Raw genomic sequence first — 23,478 nt, forward strand, 5'->3', positions numbered from 1 at the left:
GGGCGGCGCCCCCGGGGCCAGCCCAGAACGCAAACGGGCCCGGCAAACTCGCCGCAAGGCGAGGAGCCGGGCCCGAAGGGGCGAGCCGGAGAACTACTTCAGCTTCGTCCCGGTGGACCGAAGATGCCCACAAGCCTCGGTGACCCGCTCGGCCATCCCCGTCTCGGCCAGCTTCCCCCAGCTCCGCGGGTCGTACGTCTTCTTGTTGCCGACCTCGCCATCCACCTTCAGCACCCCGTCGTAGTTGCGGAACATGTGGTCCGCGATCGGGCGGCTGAAGGCGTACTGGGTGTCCGTGTCGAGGTTCATCTTCACCACGCCGTTCTCCAGCGCGGTGCGGATCTCCTGCTCCGTGGAGCCGGAGCCGCCGTGGAAGACGAAGAAGAACGGGTCCTGCTTGCCGTACTTCGCGCCGACACCGTCCTGGAGGTCGCGCAGCAGCTCCGGGCGGAGGACGACATTGCCCGGCTTGTAGACACCGTGGACATTGCCGAAGGAGGCGGCCAGCAGGTAGCGGCCCTTGTCGCCCAGGCCCAGAGCCTCGGCGGTGCGCAGGGCGTCGTCCACCGTCGTGTACAGCTTGTCGTTGATCTCGTGCGTGACGCCGTCCTCCTCGCCACCGGTCGGAGTGATCTCGACCTCGAGGATGATCTTCGCCTTGACCGCCTCGGCCAGCAGCTCCTGCGCGATGTCGAGGTTGTCGGCGAGCGTCTCGGCGGAACCGTCCCACATATGCGACTGGAACAGCGGGTTCTGGCCCTTGGCGACGCGCTCCTGCGAGACCTTGATCAGCGGACGGACATAGCCGTCCAGCTTGTCCTTGGGGCAGTGGTCGGTGTGGAGGGCGATGTTGACCGGGTACTTCTGGGCCACGACATGCGCGAACTCGGCGAGGCCGACCGCACCGGTCACCATGTCCTTCTTGTACTGGCCACCCAGGAACTCGGCACCACCGGTGGAGATCTGGACGATGCCGTCGCTCTCCGCCTCGGCGAAGCCGCGCAGGGCGGCGTGCAGAGTCTGCGTCGAGGTCACGTTGATCGCCGGGTAGGCGAACTTGCCCGCCTTCGCCCGGTCGAGCATCTCGTTGTAGATCTCAGGGGATGCGATGGGCATCTGACCGCTCCTTGTATGTGCGGGTTAGTCGTACTTGGCCCTGACCTAGGGGCGACGTCATCGTCGGGGCCATAATCCCAGACTCCGCCGATTGCTCCACACGGCGCACGCCGAGACCACACGGACGGGGGTGGGCGGTTTCACGTGAAACCGCCCACCTCCCAGCCTGCATGATTCAGCTCAACCCGAGGTCGGTGAGCGAGTACGCCGGGAGGTACGGCAGCCCGGCGTCCGCGATCGCGGGCGCGGCGCCGCGCTCGACGATCGTCGCGACCGCGACGACCTCCGCGCCCGCCTCCCGCGCCGCCTCCACCGCGGTCAGCGGCGAACCGCCGGTGGTGGAGGTGTCCTCGACCACCAGCACCCGGCGGCCCGCGATGTCCGGACCCTCGATCCGCCGCTGCATACCGTGCGTCTTCTGGGCCTTGCGGACCACGAAGGCGTCGAGCCGGCGGCCGCGCGCGGCGGCGGTGTGCAGCATGGACGTGGCCACCGGGTCGGCTCCCAGGGTCAGCCCGCCCACCGCGTCGTACTCCAGATCGGCCGTAGTCTCGAGCATGACCTGCCCGACCAGCGGCGCGGCCTCGGCGTCCAGGGTGATCCGGCGCAGGTCGATGTAGTAGTCGGCCTCACGCCCGGAGGAGAGGGTCACCTTGCCGTGGACCACGGCCTTGTCCTTGATCTGCTGCAGCAGGGCGTCACGCGCATCGCTCATGCGCCTGAGCTTATGCGGTGGCCCTCGGAACCCCCCAAGCCACTCCGTACCGTGAGACCGACACGTCATCCCGACCACGTCAGGCCAGTGCGCGCCAGCTCCAGGTCATGGCGATCTCCAGCGGCTCGATGGGGGTGACCAGGCGCGGCAAGAGGTTGAGGCCGTTGGGCGGGCCGGACTGCGGTTCGACGCACACCGCCTCCGCCTGCTCGTCGTAGACGACCACCCACTCCGTCCGACTGGTGACCTTCAGCTCGAGCCGGCCGGGCCAGGTGAGCGTGACATCCACCCCCTGCGGCATCCCGAAACAGTCGTCCCAGGGGCCGGGCTTCGGCGCGATCCGGCGGCCGGTGGGGAGGTGGTCCTCGCCGCGCTCCTCCTGCCATGCGGCATCGAAGGCGATCTCGACGTCGGGGCCGATCTCCGCATCGGGGCCGATCTCGGCATCGGCGCCGCCGTCGTCCAGGTTCCGCCGGAACCACGGATGCCAGCCCGCCTGCGCCGGGAAGGAATCGCCCTCGGTCTCCACGCTCATGGTGACGGTCAGGCTGTCCGGGGAGAGCTCGAAGGTCTGGGTGACCCGGCCCTCGTACGGCCAGGGGTCGGCGAGGTCATAGGTGAAGGCCGCGCTGGACTGGCCCGTGGCGACGGGGGTCCATTCGACGTTCCGGCCGGTCCCGTGGATCGCGTGCGGCGGGGAGTTGATGGGCAGTTGGTGGGTCCGCCCGCCGTTGCGGAACCGGCCCAACCCGGTCCGGCCGCACCACGGCACCATCGGGAACGACCCGAACCGCGGGCCCTGCCGCAGCAGCTCCGTACCGCCGATGCGCAGTGAACCGATGCGGCAGCCGTTCTCGGGCGAGACGGTCAGCTCGGCGTCCCCGGCGGTCAGCCGTACGCCCTTGGTCTCCGTTGTGTCTTCGGTGGTCACAAACACCGAGCCTATGCGCCCAGGCTCATCGGCGGCGGCGAAGTACGCGACGGCCCACGACGACGACGGAGGCGAGCACGACGGCCGCGGCGGGCGCGGCCCAGCGCAGTGTGGCGCTGGTGGAGACGGTCTCGGGCGCGGGGACCGGGGCGTAGCGGCCGCGCGGCGGGGCGTGGTCGACCTCCTCGGTGGAGCGGCCGATCATCGTGCGGCGGGCGTGGGCGGCCTCGGCCGGGGGCTCCTCGTCCAGGTCGTCGAGATCGCCGAAGCCGACCGGCTCCTCGACGCCGTCCACCTCGTCGAGATCCTCGAGGTCGCCGACGTCCTCGATGTCCATGTCGTCGGCCGACAGCGGAAGCTCGGCCTCGGTCGGCAGGCCGGTCTCGTCCGCGGCGGCGGCCGCACCCGCGTCAGCGGCCGCGTCGGTGGTCTCGCCGGTGGCCTCGTCAGTGCTCTCGTCGGCGGCCTGGCCGGGGGCCTCGTCCTCCGTGGGCGCGCCGATCGGGGACGTCTCCAGCCCGGCCGTGAGCGCCGCGGCGAACCGGTCCAGCATCCGGCGGGCCACGGTGGTGGCCGCCTCGTCGTCGAACTCGGCCAGCCGTCCGTCGCTGTGGACCGTCCCGGAGCAGTTCAGCTGCGTACCGCCCTCGACGGGCTTCGGCGTGATGGTCAGCGCGAGCTTCACCGAGCCGCTGCCGCGCGCCTCGCCTCCCTCTCCCTCGACCTCGAAGGCATCGGCGCGCCGGACGACGCGCAGCGCGCCGCGATAGGTGATGGTGGATCCGCCGATGCGCAGCCGCAGCCGACCGGCGAGCGGACCGGCGGCCTCATCGGCGTCCTGCTGGAGCCCGGGAACGCAACGAGCGACGCGGGCGGGCTCCGCGAGCGCCAGCCGGACGGTGTCGACGGGAAACGGAACGAACACCTCATGCTCCATAGGTCAAGACAGTACCCATCACACGTTCGCTGAGACCCGTTCCCGCGCAACTTTCACGCGCGCCGCTGACGCACGCCGCCGACGCGAGCCCCCCGGCGCGCGGACATGCCCCGCACGCGGCTGGGCGCCCACCGCCGGGCCCGCCGCCCACCGCCGGGCCCGACGTCCGCCGCCAGGCCCGACGTCCGCCTCCGGACCCCGGGGCGTCACTCCCCATAGCGCGGACGCATGAGCGTCGACGGGGGCAGACCTCCCTCTCGAGCGCGCTCGGCCGTGCGGCGGGCCGCCCGCAGCCCCTCCTCCGTCAGCGAGCGCGGCCGCGGCCGGTGCGGGGCCAGCCGCAGCGCCACCGGGGAACGCGCCGCCAGGACGAAGCCCCAGTCGTGCGGGCTGCCGCGCCCGGGGCGCGGTGCGCCGATCACATACGCAGTGGTCCGCAGCCCGACCGAGCGCATCGTCGCGTCCACCGTCCAGAACGCCCGCGGATCGGGCCGCAGCGGCCCGGCGTGGGCCACCAGCCGACCGCCGGGCGCCAGCACCCGCTCGGCCAGGCCATAGAACTCCTGGGAGTAGTACTTGGTGCTCGGGGTGAGCTCGGGGGCGGGCAGATCGCACACCACCACGTCGTACGCCATGGACCGGCGCAGCCAGTCGAAGGCGTCCGCCGTCACCGCCCGCACCCGCGGATCACGGTAGGCGCCGCCGTTGAGCGCGGACAGCCCGGGATCGCGCCGGGCCAGCCGCACCACCTCCGCGTCGCGCTCCACGACGGTCACCGAGCGGACCCCCGCGTACCGCACGATCTCGCGCACCGCGAGCCCGTCGCCCCCACCCAGCACCAGCACCCGGGCATGCGGTCCGGCGGCCATCGCCGGGTGGATCAGCGCCTCGTGGTAGCGGACCTCGTCGCGCCCGCTGACCCGCAGCCGCCCGTTGAGGAACAGCGACAGCGGCCGCCCGCTGGTGCCCCCGCCCACCAGCACGATCTCCTGCTCGCCGGTGCGCAGCGCGACCCGCACCCCCGGTCCGTAGACGGCGTGTCGGGCGGCCCGCTCGAAGGAGGGGGTCAGCACGGCACCGGCGGCCAGCGCGGCGAGCACCAGCCCATTGGCGACGATCAGCGTCCACCGCGCCCGTACGCTCAGATCCCGGCGGAACAGCCAGAGCACCAGCGCACCGCCCGCGACCGCGTTGACCGCGCCGGTGACCAGCGCGCCGGTCAGCTGGCCGAACGCGGGCAGCAGCAGAAAGGGAAAGGCGAGTCCGCCGACCAGCGCGCCCACATAGTCCGCCGCGAACAGATCGGCCACCGCGCCGCCCGCGTCCTGCCGGCGCACCCGCTGGATGAGGGTCATCAGCAGCGGCACCTCGGCCCCGATGAGCACACCGATGGCGAACGAGAAGCCGACGAGCGGGGAGCGCGAGTGACCGCCCCACGCGAAGCACGCGTACAGCGCCATCGCCGAGCAGCCGCCGACGAGCGCGAGCACCGCCTCGACGGCGCCGAAGCCCACGGCGGCCCGGCAGCGCAGCCGCTTGGCCAGCAGCGAGCCGACGCCCATGGCGAAGACCATCACGGACAGCACCACGGATGCCTGGGTGACCGAGTCACCCGCCAAGTACGAGGCGAGGGCGACGAGTTCGAGCTCGTAGACGAGCCCGCAGGCGGCGCAGACGAAGACCGTACCGAGCACGAGAAAGCGGCCGAGCCCCGCCCGCACGGGCAGCCGCGCCGGAGGGCCGGATTCCGACGACGACGGCGCATCCGAGACGACGGACGTGGGCGAATCGATCACAAAGGGAACGCTACGTCACATATCGCTTACGTCTCGTCCCCCACACGAGTGCATTGCCGTTCGCACATCTGGCATCGATGGCCTCTCGCCACGCGCGATCCCCTTCAGACGCAGGGGACTTGGGGCGCCGCTTCACCCGACAGCCCGTCCGACAGGCCGCTCGGCAGCCCACCCGGCAGGCCACCGGGCAGGCCACCCATATCGAGCCCACCCGCGCCCGGCGGCCGGAGCGCGGCCGGCACCCGGGCCCCCACACAGGTGCGGGTGGTGACCAACCGCCCCTCCTGGGGGTAGGCATGCCAGGTCCGCCAGCCCACCGTGCCCTCGTTCCACTGCGCGAGCAGCGCCGTGAAGGCGTTCGGGCTGCCGGGGAACGTACCGGCCAGACCGTGCGGATGGTCGGCCACCAGCGCGAGCAGCTCCTGCGCTCGCCCGGCGAAGGCCCCTTGCGACAACTCCTCGACGCGCGCCGCGAATTCGTATTCGCGGCCGTCGACGAGGGTGGAAACCCCCAGCGGTAAGGGGGTGCTGTTGCCGGACATACAGGCCACGGTCTCCGAGCAACGGCTGCCCTCCCCTTCGAGGAGGACTTGGTGCGAGGCTCCCAGAAGCCTCAACTGAACGGCGAAATCATGGAGTTGAAGATCGAGCACAGCGAGGGCGGGAAGCGGTTCCCGTCCCAGGCCCCAGGCGAGGTCAGCGGCGCGGGTATCGGTGTAGGCAGTCTTGAGGGTCGTGAGCATGGATCGGCTCCGCAAGCACGCAGTGGAAAAAGTTGGGCCAGCTCGCCCCGCGGGGGACCAGGGGCATGCGCATACGGCGGCTCGTGCCCACGTGGGGCCGTAAGGTCGATTGGTGGTATACGGAATCATGAAATGCTGGGCGCCACATCGTTTTTACCCATCTTCGCCGGGTTTCCACCCCCTAGGGCGCTCCCTAGGTCAAGTGTTCAACAAGCCAGCGCCCGGCGCACGTTGGCGCGCCGGGCGCTGGCTCATCGCTTCACGGCCGTAGGGACGGCCTGGCAACCGTAAGAAGGACGTGGCAACCGACATGGCAACCGTAAGAACGGCGTGGCGGCCGTAAGGCCGCGCGGCGACCGTAAAGGCCGCGGGGACCGGGTCAGCCACCCCCGCCGCAGCCACCGCCACCACCGCCGCCACCGCCACCGCAGCCACCCCCGCCGCCGCAGCCGCTTCCGCCGCCGCAGCCACCGCCGCCGTGGTGACCACCCCCGTGATGGCCACCACCGCCGTCGCCACCGGCCCACCAGCCGCCACCGGCGGCCCCGCTGGAACCGGCCCCCCAGGACCGCTTGCGCCGCCCGCTGTACCCCTTCGACCGGCCGGCGCCCAGCGCGGCGAGCGCCGCGAACGTGAACGCCAGGACGACAAAGATGACAACAGGACCCATGGTCCTCACTCTCCTTCCAATCCCCCGTAGCGAGGTACCGCTTCGTACCTGCCGGGTCCCATGCCCGACCTCATGCGGGGTCAAAGCGGAGTTGAGGAAGTCCAGAGGTTCGGCGCGCGTCCTAGGCGCGGTCGGCGGCCTGGGAAGTGACGCGCTCGATCGCCCGCACGGCGACATCCGGCTGGTCGACGTAGATGTAGTGCCCGCTGGTCTTGGCGGTGCTCAGCTTGGAGCGGCTGGAGACCGCGAGCCACTTGCGCTGGCCGTTGGTCCACGCCCGCTCCAGGCCCGGCCCGTAGTCGGGCACCTCCGCGAGGTACTGCTTCCCGTGGTGGATCACCTCCACCGGGATGTCCCCGGCGGAACGGACCTTCCCGTCCGGCACCGTGAGCTTTTCCGGCTCCCCTCCGTGAAGGATCGCCAGCGTCTGCTCACGCAGTTCGACCGCCGGGCCGGTGGCGGACTCGGGGATTCCCTTGTTGAGATCGGCCGTCTGGGTCGGCGAGGTGGCGTCCATCAGGACCAGCCCCTTGATCCTGTCCTGATGGTCGGGGGCGTACCGGGCGGCGATCAGCCCACCCAGCGAATGCCCGGCCAGGACGACCGGGTCGTCACCGGCGACCCGGTCGAGCACCGCGGTCAGCACCTTCCCCGTGCTCTTGAGGGTCTGCGGCCCGTCGGGCTCGTCGCTGGCGCCTTCGCCGGGCCGGTCGTAGGAGCAGACCCGGTTCTTCTTGCTCAGGGTCTTCTGGATCCCGGCCACCTTGTCCAGCCCGTCGCCGCCCCCGGCCATGAGCATGATGACTGGCCCGCCGTCCGCCGAAGTCCCCGAACAGGACACGTTCACCAACTGGCCGCCGACCTCGATCTTCTTGGTGCCGGTGAGCAAGTCCTGCTCGTCCGCCTTCTCCGAAGCGGCGGCGGACGTGGTGGCGGACGTCTCGGAATCCGCCTTCGTGGAATCCTCACAGCCGACCAGCCCCACACCGGCCACGGCGCAGGACAGCGCGATCACAGCGGACACCCGGGCACTGCGGATCATCGTTCTTCCCCCTGAGAGAGTCTGGGTCACCCGCTCCCCGCGGGCGTCTCAGACGCTATGGACCCGGAGCCCCGGAATCGTCACCACCCGGAGCGCACCCGCACGTAGCTCGCCCGGGGGACAACCGCTGAGCGCCGGGCAGAGCGATGCGCGGCTCCGCCGCGTGGGCGACCAGCCACGACGCAGCCGCGGACGAACGACCGGCGGCTCGCGGCACTTCCCGCGGAGCCGCTCAGCGGTGCTCCCAGTGGACGGGGTCGGCCTCCAGGACCGCGCGGTCCCAGTCGGCCAGTTCGGCGGTCGCCTCATAGGTGCTGTGCAGGAATTCGCTCAGCGTCCGGTCCGGATCGGGCGCGGTGGCGACCGCCTCGTAGGGCAGCACGAATTCGCCGATATCCCGCCGGTACGAGGCCGTCGCGGGCCGGACCGGCTGGTCGGCGAAACCGGCGGGCTCGGGGTAGGCGTAGGAGTAGAAGCCGCCCTCCTCCCCGCCGCCGGGCCAGAAGCCGCAGCTGGACAGCTCGACGGAGTACGCCTCCCGCGTCACCCGGTCCGGCAGGTTCGGCACCCCGCCGGGGGGATGCGGCGGCGCGGTGCGGCCCGAGAAGCGGGTGACGGCCAGGTCCATCGCTCCCCAGAAGAAGTGCACGGGGCTGGCCTTGCCGACGAAATGGGACCGGAATTCCCCGAACACCCGGTGTGCGTTCAGCAATTGCCCCCAGAAGAGCCGTGCGGCGTACGGGTCGTACGCCACATGCCGGTGGTCCTCCGGGAACGGAATCGCCACGGGCACCTCGTTCGGCCGGGGGTGCATCCGGGTCTGGATGCCCAGGTCCCCCAGCAGGCCCATGATCTCCGAGTAGAACTGGGACACCGGTTTGGACTCCAGCGCCAGCTCGCGCCGGCTTCCGTCGCTGACCCGGACCCCCAGCCGGTGATCGATGAAATCGAACTCAATATCGAACGCCCCGGTCCCGTACGGCACCGTGGACGTGCTCAGCCCGCGCGGGGTGACATACAAGGTCACCTGCCACCACTGATTGGCCGGTGGCGCGTGGTCCAGCCGGATCTTGCCGACGATCTGGGTCCACATGTGCAGGGTGTCCCGGGTCTCGGCCCAGTCCTCCAGCCGGAGCCGCGGCCAGGCGCCGGCCTGCCGTGTCCTCTGCTCGGCCATCTCGCCTCCCGCGGGACTCACCGCTCTGGCGTCAACGCGCGGACGATGGATTCCGGCCGAGTACCCGCCCATCCGGCCACTCAAAACCAGCGCAGAAAACCAGCGAGTGTGTGCCCCGTTTCCCTCAAAAGCCCAGCTCATCAAATGCCGGGTTTCGAAAACACCAGGTCAGCGGCGTGACACGGTTGTTGCCGTCCGGATCTGTGCCCACGGCCACAGCGAGTGGGTTACACGTAGGCTCATACTGAACCATGACAAAGCCTGCGGCACCGAAGCGTCATTTGCCTACCAGCCCCTTCAAGGCCCCGGTCACACCGGCTCCCAAGCACTTCGCCATGGGCGACCAGGTCACACACGACATGTACGGCCTCGGCCGGGTGATCGGCATCGAGAGCGGAATCGCGGCGCTCGTGGATTTCGGCTCGGCGCAAAGGCGGATCTTGAGCCCGTACGCCAAGATGACCAAGCTGTAGGCCGCTGTGCCCGGTCACGGCACACCAGGCCCCATCAGGGACCTGTAACGAAAGGTAGACCTCTCATCAACCCGACGTCGCTGTTCTCCGCCCTGGAAGGGCAACCCCGCCGTTCCACCGCGGTATCGCCGCCTCCGACGACAACCCCCTTCCAGGCCCCGGACTTCGAAGAAGACGAGACCTTCTGGTCCGAGGACGCGCAGGAGCCCGCACCGGGAACGCGTGCGGCGCGGCCCAAGGCTGCCTAGCGGTGGTTCCAACAGCTACCCGCGGGCTGTCATCGTTGCTGCGGTGAGGAAATCAGTCATGCCCGCGAGCGTAGCCCTGAAGCCGAGCCCGTCAGCCACCCGTCAGCCGGCCGCTGCACGCGGCAAGCGTGCCGCGACTGGCTGACGGCTCAAGGGGGTAGTTGCCGTACATGCATCGGAGCCGTGTGTACGCCGTCTTGCTCGACACGCCCGAAGCCGAGGCCGCCCGGGCGACCGCCTTCTGGTCGGCGGCTCTCGGCGTCACCGCTGAGCCGTTTCCGCCGGAGCCGCAGTTCACCACGCTTCATGAGGCTCTGCCGGGGCTGGTCACCGCCGTCCAAGCGGTCGACGACGCACCCCGTATCCACCTGGACATCGAGACCGACGACGTCGAGGCGGAAACCACGCGCTTGCTCGCCCTGGGTGCCGAGCAGATCTCGCGGTGGCAGGAGTGCCGGGTGCTACGAGTTCCTGGTGGCCACCTGGTGTGCGTACTGCCCGTGGAAAGCGAGCCCGAGGCCTTTCGGGCACGGGCCAACGTCTGGGCCTGACGTCGCCCTTCACCCCACGCCGGGCAGGGGGAGAGTTGATGGAGGCCGATGGTCCGGCGGAGTATGGGCGCCATGGGACGACCGCCGCTCAACCGCCGACTGGCCGCCTTCGGCACCACGATCTTCGCCGAGATGTCCGCCCTCGCCGTGCGCACCGGCGCCATCAACCTCGGGCAGGGCTTTCCGGACACCGACGGCCCCGAGGAGGTGCGCGAGGCCGCCGTACGCGCGCTGCGGGACGGTCGGGGGAATCAGTATCCGCCCGGCCCCGGCGTGCCCGAGCTGCGGACCGCCGTCACCGAGCACCAGCGGCGCTGGTACGGCCTGGGCTTCGACCCCGACACCGAGGTGCTGGTCACCGCGGGCGCCACCGAGGCCATCGCGGCGTCGCTGCTGGCGCTGGTGGAGCCGGGCGACGAGGTGGTCGCGCTGGAGCCGTACTACGACTCGTACGCCGCCTGTGTCGCCATGGCGGGCGGCGTCCGCGTGCCCGTCACCCTGCGCCCCGACGGGGACGCCTTCCGTCTGGACCTGGACGAGCTGCGCGCCGCCGTCACCGACCGCACCCGGCTCATCCTGCTCAACACCCCGCACAACCCGACCGGCACCGTGCTCACCCGCGATGAGCTGGCCGCGGTCGCCGAGCTCGCCGTCGAGCGCGATCTGCTGGTGGTCACCGACGAGGTCTACGAGCACCTCGTCTTCGGCACCGAGCACACCCCGCTCGTCTCCTTCCCCGGGATGCGCGAGCGGACGGTCACCATCAGCAGCAGTGGAAAGACGTTTTCGTTCACGGGCTGGAAGGTCGGCTGGGTGACCGGCGCTCCCGAGCTGGTCACGGCGGTGCGCTCGGCCAAGCAGTACCTCACCTATGTCTCGGCGGGCCCCTTCCAGTACGCGGTGGCCGAGGCGCTGGCCCTCCCCGACGCCTATTTCCACGGCATCCGGGACGATCTGCGCGCCAAGCGCGATCTGCTGGCCGACGGCCTGACCGACGCGGGCTTCCACGTCTTCCGCCCCTCGGGCACCTACTTCATCACCACCGACATCCGCCCCCTCGGGGAGACCGACGGCTTCGCCTTCTGCCGCTCCCTCCCCGGGCGGTGCGGTGTGGTCGCGGTCCCGAACGCGGTCTTCTACGACCACCAGGACCAGGGCTCCCCCTTCGTCCGGTTCGCCTTCTGCAAGCGCGAAGAGGTCCTTACGGACGCCGTGGCCCGCCTCAAGACCCTCGCCCAGGGCTGACGCGCCGCGGCCGGTCGCCCCGCTCCCCCGGTTGGACTTCCCCGGTCGCGGGCGTCCGCGGCCTGGCGGATGGTCGGTGTGTCCGCCGAGCCCCCTGGTCCGTCCCCTCCCGGGGGCTCGGCGCAGGTCCGTCACATGCCCGTAGTGTGCCCGTCGTGCGCCCGCACCGGAGGTCTCCGTGTCCGCCGACACCGCCGCGTCCACACGGACCCCGGAGCCGCCCCGGCGGCAGACGGGACGGCGGCGGGTGCTCGGGCGGGTCGGTGCGTCGCTGGGGCGGGCGTGGCTCGCGCTCGCGGTGTACGCGACGGTGCGGGCCGCCGGGATCGTCTGCGTGGCGCTGGGCGCCTGGCACGCCGGGATGCATCCGCGGACGCGGCTCGGGCACTACTGGGACAGCCTCTGGTACGTGGGCATCGCCCAGCACGGCTACGGCACCAGCCGCCCCTCCGCCACCCACCCCGGCCTGAGCTTCAGCGATCTCGCGTTCTTCCCGCTCTACCCGGCGCTGATCCGGGCCGTCACCGACATCGTCCCCGTGAGCGCGGTGACGGCCGGGCTGCTGATCGCCTGGGCCGCGGCCGGGCTGGCGGCCTGGGGGATCCACGCGGTCGGGGAGCGGCTGTACGGACGGCGGGTGGCCTTGGCGCTGGTCGCGCTGTGGGGGCTGCTGCCGCATGCGGTCGTCGAGTCCATGGCGTACACCGAGTCGCTGCTGACGGCGCTGGCGGCCTGGTCGCTGTACGCGCTGCTGACCGGGCGCTGGTTGTCGGCCGGGGCGCTCGCGCTGTGCGCGGGGGCCACCCGGCCCAACGGGCTCGCGGTCGCGGCGGCCGTGTGCGTCTGCGCGGCCGCCGAGATCCGGCGGCACCGCGGGCGTACGTCCTGGCGGGTGTGGGCGGGGGCCGCGCTGTCACCGCTCGGCTGGCTCGGCTACGCCGCGTGGGTGGGGGTGCGGCGCGGTACCTGGCGCGGCTATCTGGACGTCCAGGCCGACTGGGGGACGTATCTCGATCTCGGTGCGAGCGGCTTCCGCTCCGCCCGCTCCCTGATCATGGGGAGCGGCTATCTGTCGTACTACATGGCGCTGCTCGTCGTCGGCGCCTCGGTGATCTCCCTGGTCGGGCTCGCGCTGCGGCCACCGCCGCTGCCGCTGGCCGTCTACACCCTCGCCCTGGTGTTCATCGCGCTCGCCGGCGCCAATTACTTCGCGTCCAAGCCGCGCTTCCTGCTGCCCGCCTTCCCGCTGCTGCTCCCGGCGGCGCTGGCGATGGCAAGAGCCCGGCCGCGCACCGCCGTCCTGGTGGGCGGCGCGCTGGCCGGGCTCTCCTGTCTCTACGGGACGTATCTGCTGACCATGGCGGCCAGCCCGGTCTGACCGACACGGCCGACGGCCTCGCCGACCGAGGTACGGCCGGGGTACGGCCAAGGTGACGCCGGGGTACTGCCGGGCCCGCTCAGGCCTCGTCGTCGCCCGGCTTGTCGTCGCCGTCCGACTCGATGTCGGCCTCCAGACCGAGCTGTTCGACCAGCCAGCGGTCGAACTCGATCGAAGCCCGCACCCAGCTGACCGTGGAGGACACGAAGTGCTCCAGGCTGACGCCGGTGCCGATCAGCATCTGCGCCTCGCCGATCAACCGGACCGTGCCGTCGTCATTGGTGTGGCTGTAGACCTTCGGCCACAGGGTGCGGCGGTTCCAGTCGTCGATCGCCTCGAGCAGCCGCGGCTTCTCATCGATGCCATGCGGACGGTCGTAGAACGTGCGGACGGAGAAGACCTGCTGCTCCTCCTCACCGCGGAACATGAAGTAGGTGCGGAACTGCTCCCACGGCGCGGCGAGGTCCCCCTCCTCGTCGACGACGTACTTCAGCTCCATCTGCTCCAGCAGCTGCTTGACCAGGTCCTGGTCTGGCAGCACAGGGCCGCTCGGACCCGTCGGTTCGGGCTCGGGCTGACCCCCGAAATTCGGAATCGAGGACGGGTCGATGCTCACCGTGGATTTCCCTTCGTATGGAATACCGCCATCCTCCCTCACACCCGCCCCCGCCGTGCAACCCCGGCCGTACATTGCCCGATCCGGCCGAAACGACCGCCGCGAGGACCGGCCGGACCGGGGGTGCCGAGCGGCCCCGGGCCGCTATTGCGCGGGGCCCACCAGCAGGTCGCCACCGACCCGGTCCACCCGGACCTTGTCGCCGTCCCGGACCTCCCCGGCGAGGATCTCCTTGGCCAGCCGGTCGCCGATCGCGGTCTGGATCAGCCGGCGCAGCGGGCGCGCCCCGTACGCCGGGTCGTTGCCCTCCTCGGCGAGCCACTCCAGCGCGGCCGGGGTGACGTCGAGGGTGAGCCTGCGGTCGGCGAGGCGGCGGGCCAGCCGGGCGATCTGGAGCTCGGCGATCCGGGCCAGCTCCGGGCCGCTGAGCGCGGAGAAGACCACGAGGTCGTCCAGGCGGTTGAGGAACTCGGGCTTGAAGGAGGTCCGCACGGTCTCCAGGACGCTCTGCTTCTTCTCCTCCTCGCCGAGCAGCGGATCCATCAGGTACTGGCTGCCCAGGTTGGAGGTGAGCACGAGGATGGTGTTGCGGAAGTCCACCGTCCGGCCCTGGCCGTCGGTGAGCCGCCCGTCGTCCAGGACCTGGAGCAGGATGTCGAAGACCTCGGGGTGGGCCTTCTCCACCTCGTCCAGCAGCACCACGCTGTACGGGCGGCGGCGCACCGCCTCGGTGAGCTGGCCGCCCTCCTCGTAGCCGACGTAGCCGGGCGGGGCGCCGACCAGCCGGGCCACGCTGTGCTTCTCGCCGTACTCGCTCATGTCGATGCGGACCATGGCCCGCTCGTCGTCGAAGAGGAAGTCGGCGAGCGCCTTGGCCAGCTCGGTCTTGCCCACGCCGGTGGGGCCGAGGAAGAGGAACGAACCGGTGGGCCGGTCCGGGTCGGCGATGCCCGCCCGGGTCCTGCGCACGGCGTCCGAGACGGCCCGTACGGCCTCGTTCTGGCCGATCAGCCGCTTGCCCAGCTCGTCCTCCATGCGCAGCAGCTTCCTCGTCTCGCCCTCCAGCAGCCGGCCCGCGGGGATGCCGGTCCAGGAGGCGACCACATCGGCCACGTCGTCCGGGCCGACCTCCTCCTTGACCATCGTCGGGCGGTCCCCCTGGACCTCGGCCTCGGCCTCGGCCTCCGACGCCTCGGCCAGCTCCCGCTCGACGGCCGGGATCTCCCCGTACAGCAGCTTGGAGGCGGTGTCGAAGTCGCCGTCGCGCTGGGCGCGCTCGGCCTGGCCGCGCAGCTCGTCCAGCTTCTCCTTCAGCTCACCGACGCGGTTGAGGCCCTGCTTCTCCTTCTCCCAGCGGGCGGTGAGGCCGCGCAGCTCCTCCTCCTTGTCGGCGAGGTCGCGGCGCAGCTTCTCCAGCCGCTGCTTGCTGGCCTCGTCGGTCTCCCGGGCGAGGGCCATCTCCTCCATCCGCATCCGGTCCACCGACCGCTGGAGCTCGTCGATCTCCACGGGCGAGGAGTCGATCTCCATCCGGAGCCGGGAGGCCGCCTCGTCCACCAGGTCGATGGCCTTGTCGGGCAGGAAGCGGGAGGTGATGTACCGGTCGGAGAGGGCGGCGGCGGCCACCAGCGCGCCATCGGCGATCTGCACCTTGTGGTGGGCCTCGTAGCGGCCCTTGAGCCCGCGCAGGATGGCGACGGTGTCCTCGACGGTCGGCTCGGCCACCAGCACCTGCTGGAAGCGGCGCTCGAGCGCGGCGTCCTTCTCGATCCGCTCGCGGTACTCGTCGAGGGTGGTGGCGCCGACCATGCGCAGCTCACCGCGGGCCAGCATCGGCTTGAGCATGTTGCCCGCGTCCATCGCGGAGTCGCCGCCGGCGCCCGCGCCGACCACGGTGTGGAGCTCGTCGATGAAGGTGATGATCTGGCCCTCGCTGGACTTGATCTCGGCCAGGACGGTCTTCAGCCGCTCCTCGAACTCACCGCGGTACTTCGCGCCCGCGACCATCGCGCCGAGGTCGAGGGCGACCAGGCGCTTGTCGCGCAGGCTCTCGGGCACATCGCCCTTGACGATCCGCTGGGCGAGCCCCTCGACGACGGCCGTCTTGCCGACGCCCGGGTCGCCGATCAGCACCGGGTTGTTCTTGGTGCGCCGGGAGAGCACCTGCACCACCCGGCGGATCTCCTGGTCCCGGCCGATGACCGGGTCCAGCTTGCCCTCGCGCGCGGCGGCGGTGAAGTCCGTGCCGAACTTCTCCAGGGCCTTGTACGTGCCCTCCGGATCGGGCGTCGTCACCCGCTGTCCACCCCTGACCTTCTCGAACGCGGCGAGCAGCTTCTTGGCGCCCGCCCCCTGCTGGTCGAGCAGCTCCCCGGCCTGGCCGCCCTTGGCGGCGATGCCGATGAGGAGGTGCTCGGTGGAGACGTAGTCGTCCCCGAGTTCCCTGGCCCGCTGGGTGGCGTCCGCGATGACGGCCAGCAGGTCGCGGCTGGCCTGCGGCGGGGCCACGGTGGAGCCCTGGACGCTGGGCAGGGCGGCGAGCAGCCGCTCGGCGCCGTCGCGCACCAGGGCCGCGTCGGCCTCGACGGCGGCCAGCAGATCCATCACGTTCTCGTTGTCCTGGCCCTGCAGCAGGGCGAGCAGAAGGTGCGCGGGCGTCATGTCCGCATGCCCGGAGGACACCGCCCGGTCATTGGCGGCGCTCAGCGCCGCCCGGCTCTTGTTGGTCAGCTCGGCATCCACGTCCCTGTGCTCCTCCTCGCTCCGATCTTCCCATCCCTGCCCTACCCAACCTCCGTAAAGTTGAGTCTATTCCACTCAACCTCGCGAACGCCACTCCTCTGGCCGTAGGTTCTGGACCATGCCCGTCGATCCCCGCAACCCCGATCCCGAGTACCTCGCTTTCTGGCGCGAACGCCATGTGTGCACTCTGACCACCCCACGCCCGGACGGCACTCCGCATGTGGTCCCGGTCGGCGTCACCTACGACCCCGAGGCCGGGCTCGCCCGCGTCATCGCGAACCGTCACAGCCGTAAGGTCGCCCATGTCCGGGCGGCGGCGGGCGAGGGCGGTGCGCGGGTCGCGGTCTGCCAGCTGGCGGGCAGGCGGTGGGCCACGCTGGAGGGGCTCGCGGTGGTACGGGAGGAGCCCGAACTGATCGCGGACGCCGAACGCCGCTACGCCGAGCGCTACCAGCGCACTCCCCGCCCCAACCCGGACCGCGTCGTCATCGAGATCGCCCTCACGCGGGCCATGGGCCGGGGCTGAGGGCCGTCACCCCTCCTGGCCTGAGGGCCGTCACCCCTCCTGGCCCTGAGGCCCGTCACTCCCCTTGGCCTGAGGCCTCTCACTCCTCGTCCTCCTTCCGATGGCCCGCCCCCGCCCAGGGGTGGCGCAGCCGGATCCAGACGTCGCGGGCGCGCCGCCCGGCCTCCGAGCGGCTCTCGGCCACCGCCGTACGCGCCTGCTCCTCGGTCTCCACCATGGGCCCCGAACCGCGTAGCGGCTTCCCCGCCGTCTCGTGCAGGAACACCGTGGCGATCAGCCCGATCACGCCCGCCACCATCAGGTAGAAGGCGGGCACCAGCGTGTTGTGCGTGGTGGCCACCAGCCACGAGGCCAGCAGCGGCGTGGTCCCGCCGAACAGCGACACCGAGAGGTTGTACGAGATCGACAGCGCGCCGTAGCGCAGCCGGGTCGGGAACAGCGCCGGGAGCGTCGCGGCGCTCGTCCCCGCGAAGGTGACCAGCATCGCGCCCAGGATCAGACAGCCGATCGCGGGCAGCAGGACACCGCCCTCCCGGATCAGCAGCACCGCCGGAACGGCCAGCACGATCATGCCCACGCTGCCGAACAGGAACAGCGGCCGCCGCCCCCAGCGGTCGGATGTGCGCCCGACCACCGTGATCGCCAGCACCACGAACAGCATGGTGCCCAGCACCAGCACCTGGGCGGTGGTGGCGTTCTGGCCGAGCGTGGAGCCCATGTACGTCGGCAGGTACGACGTCACCATGTAGTTGGTGACGTTGTACAGCAGCACCAGACCCATGCAGACCAGCACCGCCTGCCAGTGCCGCGTGAAGATCTCCTTCAGCCGCCCCCGCCCGGACTGGCGCGCCTCCTCCACCGGCCGGGGCTCGCCATGGGCCGCCGCCGCCTCCGCCGCCTCGGCCGCCCGCTCGGCCTCCTGCTGGAACGCCGGGGTCTCCTCAAGACGCAGCCGCATGTACAGACCGATCAGCCCCAGCGGCCCCGCCACCAGGAACGGCACCCGCCAGCCCCAGTCCACCATCCCGGTCTCACCGATGGCGGCGGTGAGCACGGTGACCAGGCCGGAGCCCAGCGAATAGCCGATGAAGGTGCCGAAGTCGAGCCAGCTGCCGAGGAAGCCACGGCGCTGATCGGGCGCGAACTCGGCGATGTACGTGGTCGCCCCCGCGTACTCACCGCCGGTCGAGAAGCCCTGCACCACCCGGCAGGCCAGGAGCAGCAGCGGGGCGGCGAAGCCGATCGCGTCGTAGCCGGGCAGCAGGCCCACCGCGAAGGTGCCCGTCGCCATCATGATCATGGTGGTGGACAGCACCCGCCGCCGCCCGATCCGGTCGCCCAGCGGCCCGAACACCAGCCCGCCCAGCGGCCGCACCAGGAACGCCACGGCGAAGGTGGCGAACGTGGAGACCACCTGGGTGGCGGGGTCGTCGGCGGGGAAGAAGACATGGCCGAGGGTGACGGCGACATACGCGTAGACGCCGAAGTCGAACCACTCCATGGTGTTGCCGATGGCCGTCGCCGCGACAGCGCGGCGCATCCCCGGCTTGTCGACGACGGTGACGTCCTCGATCGCCAGCGACTCCTTGCGGCGGCGCAGCAGCGTGCGGATCAGCTGGTCGGTACGGGCACTGCCGTGCGGCCATCCACCGCGGCGGGGGCCGCGCGGTGGTCTCGGACCGGTAGTCATCTCGTCCCCTGCCGCCGGCTGAACCGCTACCCGACGCCACTCCCGCCCCCGGGCTCACGCCCCGGCATCGCTGGACTTCGCGTAGGTCTCCGCCATCTGCCCGCCGACGTCGTACACCACGACCTGCTCATCGCCGATCACCCAGGCGTCATGGCCGGGCGGCACCACGAATACGTCCCCGGGCCCCACCTCGACCTCCGCGCCATCGGCCGTACGCAGCCGCATCCGGCCCTGGACCACGATCCCCCTGTGGTGCACCTCGCACAGATCGGTCCCCACGATCGGCCGCACCGACTCCCGCCAGCGCCATCCGGGCTCGAAGGTGCCCACGGCGAAATCCAGCCCGGTCAGACGCAGGGCCTCGATATGGCCTCCGGGAAAGTCACGCCGTTCGTCCGGCTTCTCGATCGTCTTGACTTCCACCATTGGGATACCTCCTCCCATATCTCCATGGTGCGCCCGAGCCGCGCCATCGGCGCGCCCGGCCGGAAAGCCCCCGGGCAGTCATCGGGCCTGTCCCGGGCATGCGAAAAGCCCGGTGGCCGTAGGGACGGTCACCGGGCCCGCGATCAAGCCGCGCACAGGCCGCTGCACAAGCCATGCGCAAGCCACGCGCCGGGCGCTACTCCGGGCGCTTGGGGCGCCAGACCACCAGGGCGCTGCTCTGCTGGATGTCCTGGTAGCGGACCAGGTCGCGGCGGTAGGAGGCGTGGACCTGGGCCTCGCGCTGCTGCATGGCCGTCGCTGCGCCCTCGACCGCGGCCTGGAGCTCGGCGACCCGGGCCTGGAGGGCCGCGACCTGGTGCTCCAGTTCGATGATGCGCTTGATCCCGGCGAGGTTGATGCCCTCGTCCTGGGACAGCTGCTGGACCTGGCGGAGCAGCTGGATGTCGCGCGCGGAGTACCGCCGGCCGCGGCCGGCGGTACGGTCCGGGGAGACCAGGCCGAGGCGGTCGTACTGACGCAGGGTCTGCGGGTGCAGCCCGGAGAGCTGGGCGGCCACCGAGATGACGTAGACCGGCGAATCCTCGGTCAGCTCATAGGGGTTGCGGGGTCGGCCAGCGGCCCTGCCTCCGATTCCTCCTCGGCCGTCCATCTCAAACTCCCTTCGCGGCCTTGAACAGCTCCGCCCGTGGGTCCTCTCCCACGGTCGCCTCGCGATACGACTCCAGCGCGTCACGCGCCGGGTCGCTCAGGTCCTTCGGCACCGTGACCTCGACGGTGACCAGCAGGTCTCCGCGGGTGCCGTCCTTGCGCACCGCGCCCTTGCCCCGGGCGCGCATGGTCCGTCCGTTGGGCGTGCCGGGCGGCAGCTTCAGGGTGACCGGCGGGCCACCCAGGGTCGGGACCTTGATCTCGCCGCCGAGCGCCGCCTCGGGAAGGGTGACGGGCACGGTGACGGTCAGGTTGTCGTCCTTGCGGCCGAAGACCGGATGCGGGTCAACGTGCACGACCACGTAAAGATCGCCGGCCGGGCCGCCGGTCTCGCCCGGAGCGCCCTTGCCACGCAGCCTGATCCGCTGGCCGTCGCTGACCCCCGCGGGGATCCGGACCTGCATGGTGCGGGCGGAACGGGCCCGTCCGCTGCCCTTGCAGGTCTCGCACGGGTTCTGCGCGATCAGCCCGCGGCCGCGGCACTCCACGCACGGGTCGGTGAGCGAGAAGCCGCCCCCGCCGCCCCGGCTGACCTGGCCGGTGCCGACACAGGTCGGACAGACCCGCGGGGTGCCGTCCCGGTCGCCGGTGCCCGAGCACGCCTTGCACGGGGCCTGGCTGGACATCCGCAGCGGGACCGTGGCCCCCTCGACGGCCTCGGTGAAGCTGAGCGTCACCTCGGACTCGATGTCCTGGCCCCGGCGCGGCTGGGCACGGGTGGCGCCGCCGCGGCCGAACAGCCCGCCGAAGACATCCCCGAGCCCGCCGCCGAAGCCGCCGGCGCCGCCACCGCCCTGCGCGCCGCCGCCGAAGAGGTCGCCCAGGTCGAAGTTGAAGCTGCCGGTGGAGCCCGGTCCGCCCGGCCCGGGGCGGAAGCCCCCGTTGCCGAACAGCGCGCGGGCCTCGTCGTACTCCTTGCGCCGCTTGGGGTCCCCGAGGATGTCATTGGCCTCGGAGATCTCCTTGAACCGGTCCTCCGCCTTGGCGTCGCCCTTGTTGGCGTCCGGGTGGTACTCGCGGGCGAGCTTCCGGTACGCCTTCTTGATCTCCGCCTCGGTGGCGTCCTTGGGGACGCCGAGAACCTTGTAGTAGTCCTTCTCCACGAAGTCCTTGGTGCTCATCCCCGACGTCCCTCCTCTCCTGCTGCTCTCGCGGTCACCGTCACGTCAGCCCTCTTCCGGGCCACCGCTCTCCTCGTCCGACGCCGCGCTCTCGCCTTCCTTGCCGGAGGTGGCTCCCGGCTGGGGCTCGGCGACGGCGACCCGCGCCGGGCGGATCGTGCGCTCGCCGATTCGATACCCCGGCTGCAGAATCTGCACGCACGTGGTCTCGGTGACATCCGGCGCGTACGAGTGCATCAGGGCCTCGTGGATCAGCGGGTCGAAGGGCTCGCCCTCCTTGCCGAACTGCTGGAGGCCCAGCTTGGCCACCACCGCCTCCACGGAGTCGCCCACCGACTTGAAGCCGCCGACGAGCTCGCCGTGGTCACGGGCCCGGCCGATGTCGTCGAGCACGGGCAGCAGCTCGGACAGGAGGCTCGCCACCGCGATCTCCTTGACCGTCACCCGGTCCCGCTCGACCCGGCGCCGATAGTTCTGGTACTCCGCCTGGAGCCGCTGGAGGTCGGTCGTCCGCTCATTGAGCGCGGTACGGACCTGGTCCAGCTGTGCCTGAAGGGCCACCTGCTCGAGGTCCCCGGCCGGGTCCGCCGGGCCCGCCTTGTCGGCGGACCCGGCGCCCTTCGCCGCGTCGTCGGGGGTCTGCGCGGCTTCGGAGGGGACGTCGGGCTGCTCCTCGAAGCCCGGGGTCTCCTCCGTCACGCGGCACCACCCTGACCCTTGTCGGCCTTGTCGTCGTCGACGATCTCGGCGTCCACCACATCGTCATCGGCCTTGGCCTGGCCGCCCTCGGCACCCGCCGCACCGGCGGCACCGGCGTCGGCCGCGCCCGCCTCGGTGTTGGCGTACATGGCCTGGCCCAGCTTCTGGCTGACCGCGGCGACCTTCTCGGTCGCGGTGCGGATCTCGGCGGTGTCCTCGCCCTCGAGCTTCTCCTTCAGCTCGGTGAGGGCCTCCTCGACCTCGGTCTTGACCTCGCCCGGGACCTTCTCCTCGTTGTCCTTGAGGAACTTGTCCGTCTGGTAGACCAGCTGCTCGGCCTGGTTGCGGGTCTCGGCGGCCTCGCGGCGCTTGTGGTCCTCCTCCGCGTACTGCTCGGCCTCGCGCATCATGCGGTCGATGTCGTCCTTCGGCAGCGCGGAGCCGCCGGTGACGGTCATCTTCTGCTCCTTGCCGGTGCCGAGGTCCTTCGCGCCGACGTGCATGATGCCGTTGGCGTCGATGTCGAAGGTGACCTCGATCTGCGGCACGCCGCGCGGGGCCGGGGGCAGCCCGGTCAGCTCGAACATCCCGAGCTTCTTGTTGTACGCGGCGATCTCGCGCTCGCCCTGGTAGACCTGGATCTGCACGGACGGCTGGTTGTCCTCGGCCGTGGTGAAGATCTCCGAGCGCTTGGTCGGAATGGTCGTGTTGCGCTCGATCAGCTTGGTCATGATGCCGCCCTTGGTCTCGATGCCGAGGGACAGCGGGGTGACGTCCAGCAGCAGGACGTCCTTGACCTCGCCCTTGAGGACACCGGCCTGGAGGGAGGCGCCGATGGCGACGACCTCGTCCGGGTTGACGCCCTTGTTGGCCTCCTTGCCGCCGGTCAGCTCCTTGACGAGCTCGGCGACGGCGGGCATACGGGTCGAGCCACCGACCAGGACCACGTGGTCGATCTCGGACAGCGAGATGCCCGCGTCCTTGATGACGTTGTGGAACGGGGTCTTGCAGCGCTCCAGCAGGTCGGAGGTGAGCTGCTGGAACTGGGCGCGGGTGAGCTTCTCGTCCAGGTGCAGCGGGCCCTCGGCGGACGCCGTGATGTAGGGCAGGTTGATGGTGGTCTCGGACGAGCTGGAGAGCTCGATCTTCGCCTTCTCAGCGGCCTCGCGGAGGCGCTGCAGGGCCATCTTGTCCTTGGACAGGTCGACGCCGTGGCCGTTGTTGAACTGCTTGACCAGGTAGTCGACGACGCGCTGGTCCCAGTCGTCACCACCGAGGTGGTTGTCACCGTTGGTGGCCTTGACCTCCACCACGCCGTCGCCGATCTCCAGCAGCGAGACGTCGAAGGTGCCGCCACCGAGGTCGAAGACCAGAATGGTCTGGTCGTCCTTCTCCAGCCCGTAGGCGAGCGCGGCGGCAGTAGGCTCGTTGACGATACGCAGGACGTTGAGGCCCGCGATCTCACCGGCTTCCTTGGTCGCCTGGCGCTCGGCGTCGTTGAAGTACGCCGGGACGGTGATGACCGCGTCCGTGACCTTCTCGCCCAGGTACGACTCCGCATCCCGCTTGAGCTTCTGCAGGATGAAGGCGCTCATCTGCTGCGGGTTGAAGTCCTTGCCATCGAGGTTGATCTTCCAGTCCGTGCCCATGTGGCGCTTGACCGAGCGGACGGTGCGGTCCACGTTGGTCACCGCCTGGCGCTTGGCGACCTCCCCGACCAGCACCTCGCCGTTCTTCGCGAACGCCACAACGGACGGCGTGGTCCTGGCGCCCTCGGCGTTGGTGATGACGGTGGGCTCACCGCCTTCGAGAACACTGACGACGGAGTTCGTCGTACCCAGGTCGATGCCGACCGCACGTGCCATTTCGGGATCCTCCAGCTACAGCATTGAGTGGAACAGGCTCAA

General features: G+C 71.0%; 22 protein-coding genes. 5 read left to right on the forward strand and 17 right to left on the reverse strand.

The annotated features are described in order from the left end of the window. Positions 1 to 93: 93 nt before the first annotated feature. From fbaA to ACMTAK_RS24825, 9 genes are all read right to left on the reverse strand, one after another. Positions 94 to 1,116, reverse strand: a complete 1,023-nt coding sequence (gene fbaA / locus ACMTAK_RS24785) for a class II fructose-bisphosphate aldolase (RefSeq protein WP_413808245.1) — start codon at positions 1,114 to 1,116, stop codon at positions 94 to 96. Positions 1,117 to 1,291: 175 nt separating this feature from the next. Continuing rightward, entirely contained in the window at positions 1,292 to 1,831 is a 540-nt protein-coding gene (gene pyrE / locus ACMTAK_RS24790) for an orotate phosphoribosyltransferase (protein WP_413808246.1), read from the reverse strand. A 79-nt stretch (positions 1,832 to 1,910) separates the two neighbouring features. Continuing rightward, positions 1,911 to 2,762, reverse strand: a complete 852-nt coding sequence (locus ACMTAK_RS24795; RefSeq protein ID WP_413808247.1) for an aldose epimerase family protein — start codon at positions 2,760 to 2,762, stop codon at positions 1,911 to 1,913. A 25-nt stretch (positions 2,763 to 2,787) separates the two neighbouring features. Continuing rightward, entirely contained in the window at positions 2,788 to 3,699 is a 912-nt protein-coding gene (locus ACMTAK_RS24800; protein WP_413808248.1) for an SRPBCC domain-containing protein, read from the reverse strand. Between the two features lie 206 nt (positions 3,700 to 3,905). Then, positions 3,906 to 5,495, reverse strand: a complete 1,590-nt coding sequence (locus tag ACMTAK_RS24805) for a polyamine aminopropyltransferase (RefSeq protein WP_413808249.1) — start codon at positions 5,493 to 5,495, stop codon at positions 3,906 to 3,908. A 104-nt stretch (positions 5,496 to 5,599) separates the two neighbouring features. Continuing rightward, complete coding sequence (locus ACMTAK_RS24810; RefSeq protein ID WP_413808250.1) at positions 5,600 to 6,238, reverse strand: DUF2617 family protein; 639 nt, start codon at positions 6,236 to 6,238, stop codon at positions 5,600 to 5,602. Between the two features lie 379 nt (positions 6,239 to 6,617). Beyond that, positions 6,618 to 6,908, reverse strand: coding sequence for a hypothetical protein (locus ACMTAK_RS24815; protein WP_413808251.1), 291 nt, complete (start codon positions 6,906 to 6,908; stop codon positions 6,618 to 6,620). Positions 6,909 to 7,029: 121 nt separating this feature from the next. Further along, the gene (locus tag ACMTAK_RS24820; protein WP_413808252.1) at positions 7,030 to 7,950 is read right to left on the reverse strand and encodes an alpha/beta fold hydrolase; all 921 of its coding nucleotides are present in this window, start codon (positions 7,948 to 7,950) and stop codon (positions 7,030 to 7,032) included. Between the two features lie 232 nt (positions 7,951 to 8,182). Next, the gene (locus tag ACMTAK_RS24825; protein WP_413808253.1) at positions 8,183 to 9,127 is read right to left on the reverse strand and encodes a DUF5996 family protein; all 945 of its coding nucleotides are present in this window, start codon (positions 9,125 to 9,127) and stop codon (positions 8,183 to 8,185) included. 251 nt (positions 9,128 to 9,378) lie between these two features. On the opposite strand from ACMTAK_RS24825, the gene ACMTAK_RS24830 reads away from it, so the two are divergent. From ACMTAK_RS24830 to ACMTAK_RS24845, 4 genes are all read left to right on the forward strand, one after another. Next, positions 9,379 to 9,600: a hypothetical protein gene (locus ACMTAK_RS24830; protein ID WP_413808254.1), complete on the forward strand. Its 222-nt coding sequence runs from the start codon at positions 9,379 to 9,381 to the stop codon at positions 9,598 to 9,600. A gap of 433 nt (positions 9,601 to 10,033) precedes the next feature. Next, on the forward strand, positions 10,034 to 10,399 hold the full coding sequence (locus ACMTAK_RS24835) for a VOC family protein (protein ID WP_413808255.1): 366 nt from the start codon (positions 10,034 to 10,036) through the stop codon (positions 10,397 to 10,399). 72 nt (positions 10,400 to 10,471) lie between these two features. Then, on the forward strand, positions 10,472 to 11,644 hold the full coding sequence (locus ACMTAK_RS24840) for a pyridoxal phosphate-dependent aminotransferase (RefSeq protein ID WP_413808256.1): 1,173 nt from the start codon (positions 10,472 to 10,474) through the stop codon (positions 11,642 to 11,644). Positions 11,645 to 11,822: 178 nt separating this feature from the next. Next, positions 11,823 to 13,022: a hypothetical protein gene (locus tag ACMTAK_RS24845; RefSeq protein WP_413808257.1), complete on the forward strand. Its 1,200-nt coding sequence runs from the start codon at positions 11,823 to 11,825 to the stop codon at positions 13,020 to 13,022. A gap of 79 nt (positions 13,023 to 13,101) precedes the next feature. Here ACMTAK_RS24845 and ACMTAK_RS24850 read toward each other — a convergent pair whose 3' ends face one another. Together ACMTAK_RS24850 and clpB are read right to left on the reverse strand one after the other, a co-directional pair. After that, the gene (locus ACMTAK_RS24850) at positions 13,102 to 13,638 is read right to left on the reverse strand and encodes a YbjN domain-containing protein (RefSeq protein WP_020869726.1); all 537 of its coding nucleotides are present in this window, start codon (positions 13,636 to 13,638) and stop codon (positions 13,102 to 13,104) included. Between the two features lie 144 nt (positions 13,639 to 13,782). Beyond that, positions 13,783 to 16,380, reverse strand: coding sequence for an ATP-dependent chaperone ClpB (gene clpB / locus ACMTAK_RS24855; RefSeq protein WP_413808258.1), 2,598 nt, complete (start codon positions 16,378 to 16,380; stop codon positions 13,783 to 13,785). Positions 16,381 to 16,498: 118 nt separating this feature from the next. Between clpB and ACMTAK_RS24860 the strand changes: the two genes are divergently transcribed. Further along, positions 16,499 to 16,906 carry a pyridoxamine 5'-phosphate oxidase family protein gene (locus ACMTAK_RS24860; RefSeq protein WP_413808259.1) on the forward strand — a complete coding sequence of 136 codons (408 nt, stop codon included), beginning with the start codon at positions 16,499 to 16,501 and terminating at the stop codon, positions 16,904 to 16,906. Positions 16,907 to 16,985: 79 nt separating this feature from the next. Here ACMTAK_RS24860 and proP read toward each other — a convergent pair whose 3' ends face one another. From proP to dnaK, 6 genes are all read right to left on the reverse strand, one after another. Continuing rightward, positions 16,986 to 18,521 carry a glycine betaine/L-proline transporter ProP gene (gene proP / locus ACMTAK_RS24865; protein WP_413812977.1) on the reverse strand — a complete coding sequence of 512 codons (1,536 nt, stop codon included), beginning with the start codon at positions 18,519 to 18,521 and terminating at the stop codon, positions 16,986 to 16,988. A gap of 129 nt (positions 18,522 to 18,650) precedes the next feature. Further along, on the reverse strand, positions 18,651 to 19,022 hold the full coding sequence (locus tag ACMTAK_RS24870; protein ID WP_413808260.1) for a cupin domain-containing protein: 372 nt from the start codon (positions 19,020 to 19,022) through the stop codon (positions 18,651 to 18,653). A gap of 196 nt (positions 19,023 to 19,218) precedes the next feature. Next, positions 19,219 to 19,692, reverse strand: a complete 474-nt coding sequence (locus tag ACMTAK_RS24875) for a heat shock protein transcriptional repressor HspR (protein WP_413808261.1) — start codon at positions 19,690 to 19,692, stop codon at positions 19,219 to 19,221. A gap of 1 nt (position 19,693) precedes the next feature. Beyond that, complete coding sequence (dnaJ, locus tag ACMTAK_RS24880) at positions 19,694 to 20,872, reverse strand: molecular chaperone DnaJ (RefSeq protein WP_413808262.1); 1,179 nt, start codon at positions 20,870 to 20,872, stop codon at positions 19,694 to 19,696. Between the two features lie 45 nt (positions 20,873 to 20,917). Beyond that, a complete protein-coding gene (gene grpE / locus ACMTAK_RS24885) occupies positions 20,918 to 21,571 on the reverse strand; it encodes a nucleotide exchange factor GrpE (RefSeq protein ID WP_413808263.1) in 654 nt (217 codons plus the stop codon). Next, positions 21,568 to 23,436 carry a molecular chaperone DnaK gene (gene dnaK / locus ACMTAK_RS24890; RefSeq protein WP_413808264.1) on the reverse strand — a complete coding sequence of 623 codons (1,869 nt, stop codon included), beginning with the start codon at positions 23,434 to 23,436 and terminating at the stop codon, positions 21,568 to 21,570. The genes grpE and dnaK overlap by 4 nt, the downstream gene beginning before the upstream one ends. Positions 23,437 to 23,478 lie beyond the last annotated feature (42 nt).

It is taken from the genome of Streptomyces lacaronensis (genome assembly GCF_047337785.1).
Lineage (GTDB): Bacteria > Actinomycetota > Actinomycetes > Streptomycetales > Streptomycetaceae > Streptomyces > Streptomyces lycopersici.